3 protein-coding genes and 1 pseudogene are annotated in these 12,593 nt (G+C 57.0%); all 4 read right to left on the bottom strand.

Annotated features, from left to right (window positions below; all coding sequences use genetic code 11):
• Positions 1 to 9: 9 nt before the first annotated feature.
• A complete protein-coding gene (locus tag QMX86_RS05660) occupies positions 10 to 4,071 on the bottom strand; it encodes a hypothetical protein (RefSeq protein ID WP_282384444.1) in 4,062 nt (1,353 codons plus the stop codon).
• Positions 4,064 to 8,191, bottom strand: coding sequence for a neuraminidase-like domain-containing protein (locus QMX86_RS05655; RefSeq protein ID WP_282384443.1), 4,128 nt, complete (start codon positions 8,189 to 8,191; stop codon positions 4,064 to 4,066). The genes QMX86_RS05660 and QMX86_RS05655 overlap by 8 nt, the downstream gene beginning before the upstream one ends.
• 65 nt (positions 8,192 to 8,256) lie before the next feature.
• Positions 8,257 to 11,904 (bottom strand): Tc toxin subunit A, encoded by a 3,648-nt coding sequence (locus QMX86_RS05650; RefSeq protein ID WP_282384442.1) that lies wholly within the window; start codon positions 11,902 to 11,904, stop codon positions 8,257 to 8,259.
• Between the two features lie 143 nt (positions 11,905 to 12,047).
• Positions 12,048 to 12,593, bottom strand: a pseudogene (locus QMX86_RS05645) (hypothetical protein); the annotation flags it as partial.

Here is a 12,593-nt window from a genome sequence, read left to right as displayed (position 1 = left end):
CAGATTCGATCAGTTGGTGACTGCAACATACACAGCGTCGCTGTCCGAAGTGCCGTCGCTGTTTTCTACTTTGACGACCAGCGAAATCTGATCCGTAAGGTTCATCGGCCGCCAGTGAGCCTGGTATCGCCCGTTGTGATCGGTAAACGACTCAGTGAACGGTGCTCCATTAGTGGAAACAAGGATTTTCCGTCTGGGCATGGGCTCTCGCCCCTCCTTGGCCACAATCAGCGCGGTCATGGAGACGTAGGTCTGCAAGGGAACCGGATTAGGCGACGCAACAACGGATTCCACCGCTGCTGGACGCTCAGTGACGGTCAACCAGAGCGTTTTTACCACCCAGCCAGCCAAACCACCCTTTACCGACGCCCGCAACGCAGCCTCGCCTGCTCCTTCCAGGACAATGCGCGCCGTTGCCTTGCCTTCAACATCCGTCAGGGTTGTCGGCAGCGAGGTGCGGTCGTACTCCCACATCACTTCGACATTGGCCAAGGGTTGCGCGGTACTGGCTGAAACGACCAGGACTTGCGCGGTCATCTGTTGCCCCGGATACCCGCTCGGATCATCGCTGACCAGTTCCTTGATCTCCCGGGGCTCGTGCAGCAAAAACGGTAAGGAAATCGACTCCGAATACAGCGCATCGCCCACCGTGGCGGTCAGTTGCGCCGCACCCGGTGTTGTCGGCACGAACCGTATCCGCGCTTCACCGTAGAAGTTGGTAGTAGTGGTCACCTCACCAAGGTCCGGACTGCGCCAGACAACCTTCATCCCCACCATTGGCCTGTTACTGATGGCCGAAACAATGACGACCTGCTCCGACACCGCCTCGCCCCAGAGCAGTGTCTGACTGCTTCGCGAACGCTCGGCGATCTTTACCACCTGTTCGCCTTGCCCCAGCGACATCGCAATAACTGGAGAAAGCCTGGCCAACCGCGCCGAGGCAAAGCGCAAGCCGAAACTCCCGTCCTTGAGGTCGCCCGCGTTGAACCGATAGGTCATTCCAGCTTCCGAAAAAAACCTGGGATCACCCAGACGTGGTTCCTCGAAGCGCAAGCCCAATTCCGCCGGCCCGGTGCCGGTCATGCCCAGTGTCAGATATTGGTCATGCAGCGCACTGCCCGGCGGAGCACTCACGCGCAATTGGTGCTGCCCGTTGCGCCGAGGGAATTCAGCGCTATGGCCCAGTGGCTGAAACGGTCGGGAGTCGAAACTGTATTCGAATCCGTCCCACGGATCCCCTTCCAGCGCTAGAACCTGCATGGAGCGGCGCTCTTCAAAACGGTCATAAGGGCTGATAACCGCCGCTGTCACCACATGCTCACCTGCCGTGGTTGGCGCAAAGGGAAAACCACTCCAGCCATCGGCAGCCGTCCCGTGCACTTCGGTGCTGCCGTCGGCTGTCCATTGAACAGGCACTTGCTCCAGAGGGAGGTCGGGACGATAAGGGGAGCGTACCTTCAGCCACATCCACGCAGGATCCTGCCCAATGACTGGATCCACCGCAGATGCACGGGCGTCTTCGATCGTGATTTTATTGTGGCCCAGGGTCATCGTATTGATGTCGCTCAAGCCAAAGAAACTGATAATGAACTGAAGTTTGAAAACCCCGGGTTTGGTACTTTTTGAACAGTCCAGCGTCCAGGTAAACCCGCTGTCGTCCACAACATTTTCGCTTTTGGGGGGTGGGCTCAACTCGACTCCGAGCTCTGCCGCCGGGCTTCCAGTCCATATCAGATCCATGGGGATACCCACTAAAGGACTCAGCGCATTGGTGCGGAAGATATAGCGATGTATAGCGCCAATACACGGAAAGAGCGGCTGCCCCCTGAGATCGGTCATCTGATCCAGGACCACGGTCATTTCTTCATGGAGGTCAGGTGATAACAGTCGGCAAGAAAAATCCTTGTTCGTGAGAGTGTCGGTGAGCAAACTTACCTCGAAAATACTGCTGGTACTTTCGATACGATCAGAGCTGAACAACCAACTCAGATCTTCCCCTTCGCGCAATATTCTCGGCATATCAAGGTCGCTCACCGCAAGCCCGATCTCTGGCTTTGCGTTGCGCCAACCGAGCGTAATTGCCTCGCCAATCAGCGGGCTGTTCTCAAATGCACGGATCGTCAGGATGTGCGTCTTGCCTCGCTTGCAAGCGATTCCGTCACTGGAAATTTGAAAGCCATCAAACGTGATCCTGACCTTGTCCTTCCACTCGTCTCGTGCAAACGCCGTGACCGAAAACGTGTGTCCATCTGCCGGCCCGCCTTCGTAGGCTCTCACACTGGCGGTAATCGTCTCGTTGCTCAAAGCCTTCAACGGCCGGTAATACAGGCTGGCCCAGCCACCGCTGCCAGTACGAGACTCGACAATACCCTCGGGGGTTTGCCAGTCGACGAACGCATCAATTACCGGCTCACCGGCACCTTTGTCAGTGACATGCACCACCTGCACTCGCATCAAGGTCTTTTCGTAGTTCTCGACAACCGGCGAAATATTCGGGCCGCGCGTGTCAGCGATCCTGACCTTGTTGCGCGCCAGCGACATGGGTTTACGCGGCGATGGCAGTAACAACTTCGAGCAGACCAATGACAGTTCGAAGCGACCATCCAGCCAGTCCTCGCAGGCCAGCGTCCAGAGACTATCGTCGCCATTGAAAGCGACCGGTTGCTGGAGTGGCGGGTTGACCGTGACCTTCAACTCTTCATGCCCGACGCCGCTCCAGTGCAGCGATAGATCAGTCGCCAGCAGAGGGCTGTCGGCGGGCAAGCGCACGATGAAGGGGTAATCAGTGCCGCGATTGGGATAACCGGTCGCGCCCCACAGGGTTACCTGCTCTTCGACAACGCAATGCAAGTCGCGCCAGGGGTCGGTCGCCAGCACCGTGACTGGAAATTCGTGAGTCACCTCGCCATTGCCGTAATAAGCGCTGTCGACCGACGCTGTGATGACAAAATCGCCGGCTTGCTCAGGGACGAAATCGAAGTAAGCCAGGCCCTGTTCATCAGTGACTGCGGTGCCCTGCACGCCCTGCCCGATACTCGTCCACCTGACCTCTCGACCATCAAGCGAACGGCCGGTGTAGAACGAAAGGACCTGCACGCCCAACCGGACGCTTTGTGCATACTCGAGGACGGGGTAATACGCCGCGGTCTGCACTTCGCGAAGCGCCAATCGATGATGCCCCAGCGACACGTCAATCGCATAAGGCTCGGTGTTGTACTGGTTCACCAGGTTTATTGTGAAGTCATGACTTTTCTCTTCTCCCATATCCGGGCAGTCGAGCGACCACTGCGACAGCAGCGGTTGATCGACTCCCCAGTCAGGGGTGGCCTTGACTGCTTCCAATGGGTTGCCCTGAATGATCAGTGCGATATCCGTACCCAGCCAGACGCTGCCGTCTACAGGGGTAAAAGACAGACGATGCGCAATGTACAAAGAGCCGTCCGGGTCATCGCCAAGGGAAGCGCCCAGGCAAAGGTGTAACGTCTGGCCTGGTGGCAGAACTTCGTCATCCAGTCGCACCGTCTGCAGTTGCAACGGTTCAAGCTTCAGTTGCAGGTCGATTCGAGTGATGCAGATTGTCGAACTACGGTCGCCCGCGTTGCGCGGGACACCGCTGACCTCGAAGCTCAATTCGTCATCTTCGACGAACGCCAAATGATCCAGTGATCTTTGATACACCCGCGGCTTGAATTCCAGCGGCTGCTCCGCCCCCAGTCCGGCGTCTTCGTGCACCTGTTTCCGGCCTTCTTCTGCCGTGAGTTCGATGCTCATTAACACATCGCCGCTCTTGCGGATGTGCAACCAGCCCGATTCGCCCGACCATGAAACTCCGGGACGCAGTTCGCATAGAAACGTCAGTTCGTAACCCGCGCGGGCGCCGGGGGTCTTGGGTGCCTTGATTACCTGTGTAGCCGAAGCCCCGACACCGACCTCCATGAAATTGACTAACTCGTCAGCATAGAATTCTCTCGCCAGGCCAATCATCCCGCTGGGGCGCCACTCTTTGAGCCGATCGTTGAAGTCACCATTGAGCACCAGATTCTGATTGTTTTGCACGACGGGCTCACTCATGGTCGCCTGCTCCTTCGACTGGCATCTTCAAACTGGCGTTTTCAGCCTTGGTAACCAGGTCTGTGACTTTTTGGGCGAACGTCGGCTCGCCGGCTTTGGCGGTGTAGCGCACGCGGATAATGATATCGGTCAAGGATTTGAGCATTGCAGCTTGTGGCTGTTTTAGCGGTCGAGGAAAACTCAGTCGCCAGTGGGAAACCGCACCCGTGCATTCAAACGGGTTGAGTAAACCTTCATCAGGTTTCTGGTGGGTCAGGCCACTGTCGGAAAGCCCTACCGATAAAACGATCTGCTGAGCGCTGCGCAGGTTGAACACCAGATCGCCAGGTACACCTGAGGTCGGCGTATGCAGGTACTGCACAGACTGTGTGGTGGGCCGGGTCGCCGTCACGCTACTGATCTGCAGCAAGGTTGCCCGGACATCCTCGTAAGGACCGGTCAGGACAGGCAGATCCACCTCCACTGAACTGATCTGCCTGCAGAAATGGCCGGGGTAATCCCGGTCGAACAGCAATTGGGTCAGTCTGAACTCCAATACACCTGTTGCCATCAATTGCTGGTGTGCATCTGCCCAACTGCTCACGCCCTCTTGAGGCTCGATGCCGTCGTCGCACAACTGCCGCAAGGAAACTGTTTTGACCAGCTCCAGCCGCCGCTCGTAGCTTTGCAAGCGCCTGCGTTCCTGGTCCAGCAGATACATGTGCAACTGTTCGCCAGAGCCCAGACCATAACGGTGATCGAGCCAGGCCTGAGGCAAAGGGACCGGTGCATCATAATCGCCGGTTTCAGCAGCCAGCGAAGCCTGCGCACTGAGGCACAGACTGACGACCGCGTCGTACGCCTGGTAGTGCAGGGCTTTTAGCTGGCCAAGCATCCAGCCGAACAACTCGGCATTGCTCGCGCGTTTTTTTAGGAAGTTGAACATGGTCAACGCTTGACTGTTGGCCCGAAGCGTCTGTTCAAGGCTGGATCTTGCTGCGTTGACCGCATGGCTTTGCGCTTCGATCTGCGCATTGATTGCGTCCACCTCCGCCAGCGCCTGATCGCGTTGCAGCGCCCATTCAGTGCGGCGGCGACGATAGCCTTCGGTCGTGGCTTGTCGGTCGGCGTCGATTTGCAGCAGTGACGAAGAGACGTCAAAACCGAAAGCCATTGCATCGAATGCGTGTTCGGGCTTGAAGCCACCGTTGGAAGTACCATAGATTTTCGGCAACGCCGCGATGACGCCCCCTGCCACTCTGACGGCTTTGGCCTGCAGGGCTGATGTTTTCGACTGCTGCAGGCTGGCCATGACCTGATACTCGATCGGCGAAACGTTCTCGTTGTAACGCGCTGCATAGGCATCGGCCCGCTCCTGCGCCATTGCCCGGCTTTGCTGCAGCGCTGTTACATTCGCCTCCAGTTGGGCGATGGATTGTTCCTGCACCGTTTCGGCGTAACGGCCCAACTCCAGCAAATGGTTCTGCTGCAGTTCCTCTTGTTCGGCACGGTCGCGTTGTTCAAGCAGTCGCAGCACCAGACTGCCGAAATCCCGCAGACTCTGTACCCCACGCAGTGCGACTTCGAACGTGACACGCCAACGGTAGGCATTGACCACCAGCCGCCCCCCCATCGGTCTGGGTCCGGCCGCGCTGCCAGCGGCCAGATCGCGGAGCAATTGCCTGGGATCCGTCATCGGGCTGAACAGCAATATGTCCAGCGGTTTGCCATCGATGGTGAGATTGTCGCGCAGGTAACCAAGCCGTTGCTGCGGCCTTGCAAACAGGTCGAGCAGCGATTGATTGATCGGAATTTCAAAAGGTTTGCTTGCCAACAATCCCAGCATCGGCGGGGTATCGGAAGCGATCGGGTAATCCGCCAGGTTGAAATCCTGCGTATTTTCAAGCGCTTCAAGAGGCGGTCGTGAATCACTCTGGGCCAGAAGGTTTTCAACGGTGGCGGTCTGCCAACGAGTCGCTGTGTCGGCGGTGGGCGCCTTGCCCATCAGAAACCCGGCCTGGACGTAGCAAAGCTTGGCGGCCACCAGACTGTCACGGGTCAATTGGCGGTAATACCAATCGCCCCACGCCATCAGGTTTTCCACATAGTCAGTGAACATCAGGATCTGAAAATGCGCGGGTGCGGCATAGCCAATGGCATCCGGATCAGAGGGATTCTGGATTTCCCACCCCGGATTACTTCCCGCCCCCTCTATATCCAGAGGCCGGCAACGCCAGTACGCCGGTTTCGGGTTCATGATCGGGACCGGCGGATCTTTCCGATCCTGGGTTGCCTGTGGATCGAACACGTAATGCAGCCAGTCCTGCGCTTCCTGGAAGCGCTCTTCATCACGCAACCGGGTGGCTATCAAATGCGGCAGGTGAAAAAACAATTCCCAGAAATTCAGACCGTTGGCACCGTTGAAGGGACCATTGAGTTCAACAAATTCTGCGCCGGTCGGCGACGGTTCGAGAATGAACTGGTTGGACCAGTCCAGCACGGCGTCCACGGAAATATTCGAACACCTCACCAGTTCCGAACCGAATAATGAATTGAGCCGAACGTATTTCAACGCCAGTCCAGCTTGATTGAATGACAGGAACTGTGCCGTGCCTGCACTGCTCCTGTGCAGAGTTGGCGGGACGAAGTCCATGAGATCGACAATCGTCAGGTCGAACTCTTTCTGTCCTGTAGGGGAACTGGGAGAGGCGAATAAGACCGTGACTGGCGTAGCCCATGTGCCTTTCGCCCGCCGGGAAGTCCACGCTTGAGTTGTCCAGCCACCGCTTGCATCCTGGAGTTCACTAATCGGCGGCGGATCGATATCAGACGATCCCGTCACTTGCAGCACCATATTCAACGTAGCGCTTTCAAGTCCCGTGGGACTGCAGAAACCCTGAACCGTCAGCACATCGTTGTCATCGACGCGCGTTGCCATAACGTTCAGACCAAGATAGGGAGTCAGGGAACCATGGCTCGTTATGCGAGGGACAGCAGTAACCTGAATGTCGAGCGGGTGCTGAACCGTATCGCTGCTGACGAATCGCTCCTCGAGTGCCAGATCCAGCCACGCGCCACCGTCCAGGAGGGGGCGCATCAGCACGTCGTAAATCGCATGCACTTTCAGATCCGTTTCAGCAGAATCTTCCGGTGGAGAATCTGCGGGTGACTTCTTAGAGAACTTGCCACTTAACAGAATCCCCAACTTGCCCTTCGGATTAAGGTAATCAGCATGCACAGTCGCAATCAGTCGGGGGGGGCTCGCCAAAAGGTTGTCCTTGCACTCTGAACTGTGCACACACAACGGCGCCGACCACTGCCCGTTCTGTGTCATGAATGCCAGATTGATCACCAATTTGCTCGGGCTGAAAGCCTCCGCTGCGCTGCCGACGACCGCGTCACGCCATTCGGCCCAGACCACACATAACCGGCCATTCCAGAACACCGGGCGGATATCCAGCACCTGATTGGTGGTGGGGATTTCCACCGCTTGCCATTCACTCCAGGCCGCCGGGTTGACCGCCGCGCTGGCCGGGCTCAGTTCGATCTCGGCCTTGCGCCAAAAATACTGAAACGGCTGCACTCGCTGCCGCCCCAAGAAGTAGTAATCGGCTTTGGCCGGTGTCATGCCATCCATGAAACAGCTGATCACATCGAGATCGCAGATTTTTTCGAATGCCTGTAGATACTCCTGCAGCGCAGCCTGCACGGTATCGTTGTTCAAACGGGCCTGGTTAAGGTTGTTTTCCAGATTTCTGAACAGACTGGTTTTGCGCAGTCGCACTGATGGAATGATGAAATTTTCCGGATAGCATGGAATTTTTTGCATCGCCGACCAATCGGAATAATTGCTGTAAAAAATCCATTCGTGCAGATGACGCTTGTCGAACTCATGATCTCCAAAGCCTGGCTCCAGCTTTCGATACACCGCATGAATGTACTGCTGCACACAGCTTGTCGCTTCGGCAACTCTGGAACTCTTCACCTGATAGGTGTCAAGCGGGTCGATGCGCAGCAATTCAAACAGATCTTCAGGCGTTTTCAGAAACGGGTATCGGGTATTGGCCACTTGACCAATGCAGTATTCGAGCAGGGCCGAGCGACGTTTTTCCAGCAGCCCGCCAATGTTACTCAGTGCCATGATCTCGCTCCTTGGAATATGGCCCGGGGACAAACGTTCGCCAGGCAGTACGCAACGTCCTGCCACTAGCTCCGGGCGAACGTGATGGCATTGGTGAATATTCTTTCGCTTTCCCCAGACTGAGTACGAACACTGAACTCGAATGTGCCGCCCGTCCTGCTTGAAACAAAAACCCGTGTAAGCCCCTGCCGATCAGTGAAACCCTGCGCCGGCCGAATAGTGACGGCATCCCTCTTCGCGGGCGCTTCGATTGTCCAGAACCACTCCACCAGCGAGTTCTGTCCGCGGTTTCCGTAGGCGTCTTCCAGCACCGCATAAAGTTCTACTTCATGGCCGTATTCCACTGTATCCAGAGGCGTAGGTGAAAGTTCCTCAAGCGGGAAAAACAGCGTAGCGAAATCGGCTGTGATCTCGATGGAAGGGGCATATTGCGGCTCGAACAAATCCAGCCAGAGCACTGGCGTGTCGTGCCCCATGACCTTGCCGGGAATAAACTCAGCCACAAGCGTCCCGTCGATCAGGGTGGTGTCGTCTTTAATGGTGCCCAATGTGGCGCGCCAATGGACGGTGACGCCACTCAGCGGCTCCCCGTTGGCGTCTTTGAGGGTCACCTTGTAAGTGACCTTTTCGCCTGGCTTATTGGCCACAACGGTGCTGTTATCCACCACTTCGCACGTCATCGTGACCAGCCCTGTGACGTCGCCCGGTGCATGCACAATTGGCGCCTGCGCACCGGACTCGCCGAGCAGGGCATGTTCAGCGGCCTTGGCGTAGGAACTTTTATCGACCGTCTCGGGCAGATTACCGATCAGAAAAATCGTTAAGGCATCCATACCGGTCGCGGTGGACAGCGTCAGCACGCGCATCAACAAATCGAGCTGGCTGAGGTTCTTCAGAATCCCGTCGACATCGATGCGGCTGACACATTCGCGCACGTCCTGCACGCTCCAGCCAAAAAAATTCGCCAGCTTGATGGCAGACGCCTGTTGCGCAAGCCTTTTCGCATCACCACTGACTGCCGGCAATGCGTTGACCTGACGCAGGTAATCCAAAAGCTTCTGTGGCGATTGGCCGCTCGCGGCTGAAGCGAGGGCAAAAGCGCGAGTGAGCGTCGTCAGGTAATAAAGAGTGCGCACCGTCAACGTATGTTTGTCGGCCTGAACAAGCCAGTCCTTGTAGCCGCTATCCAGATATTCCTGCAACAGCGCGGCGCTTAACCCAAGTGTCGACACCACCTCACTGCGCCGGCGAATTTCAGCCAGCAGATCAAATGATGCGCTTGCGGCTCGGTCGCGTGTACGGCCGGACGCCTCGGCTTGCGTATCGGTTCGCTCCAATACATGCAGGAGTAATTGATGCACCGTGACGCCTGCCCAATCCAGGACCAGCAACGCTTGATCCACACCCACGCCGGCGTATGAAGCCAGCGTCTCCCTTACCAGCGAAGTCTGAGCATCGCGCATCTGTAGAAAAGCACTGACCATGCTGGTGATGATGTTCTGCCGCAATGCTGGCTCGATCTCACCCAAGGCGCTATTGACCGCCCATGAGATCTTTTGAAGGACGAAGGCCGGATACGTTTCAGCGTCTTGCTCATAGGGCAGGATCAGCCCATACAAATCGGTTATCGGCCCCAGGCTGTCGGCGGACGTCGCGAGGAATTCGATCCAGTCAGTAGCACCGGCGGTCGGTACGCCAGCCATGAGGAAAGTGCTATTGGACAGCTGTGCCGTCGGCAGCAAATTGCGAATCTGCTCGAAAAACTGCTCATCCTGTTCGGACAGTTCCTGTACCGGTGGCGCGTTGACCGCATGCTGCAACATCCACGACACCGGCAGACTGTTTTGCACGCACCACTGCACGCAACTTTGCATAGCCTCGATCAGTTCCAGCGCATCCGGTAAACCGTCCGGAACATCGTGAATGACAGGGACACCGGCGAAGCGGTTGATCCACTCATCGCCGCCCAGCATCGACAGCATCAGTACACCTTCAACCGGTGTGATGTTCAACAGCCGGGGCAGCGACACCAAACGATAAAAACTTGAGATGATCGCTGCGTTGCGATTCAGTGTTTCGGTCAAGCCGTAAGCCTTGGCCACTGTTTTCGCCAGAACGTAATAAGTCTGCGGATCAATCGCCAGGCCACTGCAGAGCTGGCTGATCGTCAGATCCACCATGCCAGGCACAGGTGTTACCGCAAACGCACCGTTGTCGAGCTTGAAAGGTTCGCGATAGCCTGATTCGAAATTGAACGACTGATCGAACTGCGAAAGCGCTTCGCCGCGGCCATAAACCGACATCTCACCGATAAAGACCGCGAAGTCCGCGGCAGTGCATTGGTAGCGCTCGCGCAACTTTTGAAACAAGCCAAGTGCATGCACGACGCCATTGGTTATTTCCATTTTGTCTGAAGAGTCTTCAGGCCGATTGCCGAGCGCAGTCGCCCTGATGGCAGCTGCCAACACTACGTCTACCTGATCGAACGGCAATCCGGTCCAGCTGGCCAGGCGCACCATCCGATTCAGTCGGTCATAACGATTGAACCCGATGGACTCGTCGGGATTTGCCGTCAATCGATGCCGAAGCTCGCTTGCATTATCGATACGCACCGCCGGCGCAGTGTTGTCATTGATATAGATTGACCCCGAGCGCTCGCTTTCCGGATGCTCGGGCTTGTCATCCATATAGGTAACATTGGTCGAGCGCACCGGAGCAAAGTCGCCAATCGACAGCAGGGCTTCGATCTGCCGACTGTCGAGCTTGGTGCGCTCACCCAGGAACACCACCTGATTGAGTAACCGGTATTCGTCGAGCTTGGTGGTACCAAAGTTATCCGCAAAGAAACTTTCGCGATCTTCGAAATCCGCCCGGGTTTCTGTCAGCAACAGGCGCTGATAAGGGCCAAGCCGCGAAGCGTGGGCGAAACCCTTTGCAGTATTGGCACCCCGACCATTGGTTTGCAGAAAATACGGATAAGCAAGGTCGACCCGGTGCTCAAAATCGCCCACCGACAGATCATGAACCTGCGCGATACCATCAATCGTGACCCAATGCTGGTAATAAGGCAGGCCGTTGGGGTAGCGAGCTGCGATCAGCGCGTCTTCGATCGACTCGACATCCGTGTTCGCCGCAATGAATTTCTCCAGCACCTCGACGATGATGTCCACAGACGAGATCGACTGATAAACCGCATTGAAGTCGACGCTCAGTGCCAGCAAATCCGTGCGCCGGTTATGCAGCGCATATTTTTCTTCCTTGTTGATGCCCTCCAGACGGTCACGAACCCAGCGCAACAAGTCGATCAGATAGGCTACTGGCGACCAGATGGACTCCAGCGCATCTGGCGGGCACAGTGCAGCAAAATCGGTACCGATCAGAGCGTGATAATTGGGACCGTCCACGATCGATAGCAAACCGCTGGAGCTGCGCTTTGGCGCGTCCCTGTTCCCCCTCAGCGTCCTCTCGATAAACTGGCGCCGCTGAGACGTGGCTATGCTGTTGGCGCCGCGCCAGAATTGTTGCGCTTGCTCAAAGCTGAGTTGCGGGTGCTCCTGGAGCATGCCTTGAACACCCTTTTCAACCAGTGGATAAATTGATCCACCGTTTTCCAGGTAAGTCTCGAGGTTCTGCAGTCCGACGTCCTGTGCTCGTTGTTTCTCGCTGAACAACTGGTCGAACAGTTGCAGGGCGGGACGGCGCGAATCAACCATGATCAGATTCCTTTAGGCGACAACTGGCCCGCACAGCCCGACATCCTTCGTCGGGCTGCACATTCAGTAAGTACGATTTAGCGCTGCGAAAGCCGTTCAGTCCACTGTCATTTATGACAGGCTTGATAACCGTTCGTCGGAAGTCAGGCTTCAGGAATTGTTGTGGAAAGGCGCGCGCCTTCGACTTCAAAACGCGCACTATCGGCCCAATCGGACATCGTTGCGTCATCCGCTGCGTCAGTCAGCGTCTGCCGGAATCGGTACCAGTTCCCCCCCAGAGGCAGTGCCCGCGCCGCGTCTCCGCGCCATTGCTCACCGTCCACGGGCAGCTGCGGCACCCATTGCACATCCGGGTTGTACCAACTCACGACGGCGCCCACGCCCGGGCGGCCCTTGCCGCTGAACTGCACTGGATGGCTGACCCAGCGTCCCGGCGCCGGCTCGTCGAGGGCTGGCACAAAAGTACCCAAAATGACCGAGCGCAGGGTTTCAAATGATTCGAACCCGTCCAGAGATGCGACTGCCTCCAGCCGATAAAGCCCTCCGTCGGGCGGGCTTGCATCGAGCATCACTGACCAGGTGCGATTTTCCTGCACGATTCCACTTGCCGGCTCTGAGCGCGTGGCACCGACCAGCGTCACCGTAACCGTATCGCCCGGCACGCCAAAACCGCATACCACCACTTGCTG

The sequence above is a fragment of the Pseudomonas sp. PS01270 genome, from assembly GCF_029959775.1.
In the GTDB taxonomy this organism is placed as follows: Bacteria; Pseudomonadota; Gammaproteobacteria; order Pseudomonadales; family Pseudomonadaceae; genus Aquipseudomonas; species Aquipseudomonas atacamensis.
Note: the sequence above shows the minus strand (reverse complement) of the source record. Positions and strands in the feature narration are given on the sequence as shown.

What these genes read in the sequence shown, in the direction of transcription:
- QMX86_RS05660 (WP_282384444.1), bottom strand. Translation starts at nt 4,071, where the DNA reads ATGAGTGAGCCCGTCGTGCAAAACAATCAGAATCTGGTGCTCAATGGT.
- QMX86_RS05650 (WP_282384442.1), bottom strand. Translation starts at nt 11,904, where the DNA reads ATGGTTGATTCGCGCCGTCCCGCCCTGCAACTGTTCGACCAGTTGTTC.
- QMX86_RS05655 (WP_282384443.1), bottom strand. Translation starts at nt 8,191, where the DNA reads ATGGCACTGAGTAACATTGGCGGGCTGCTGGAAAAACGTCGCTCGGCC.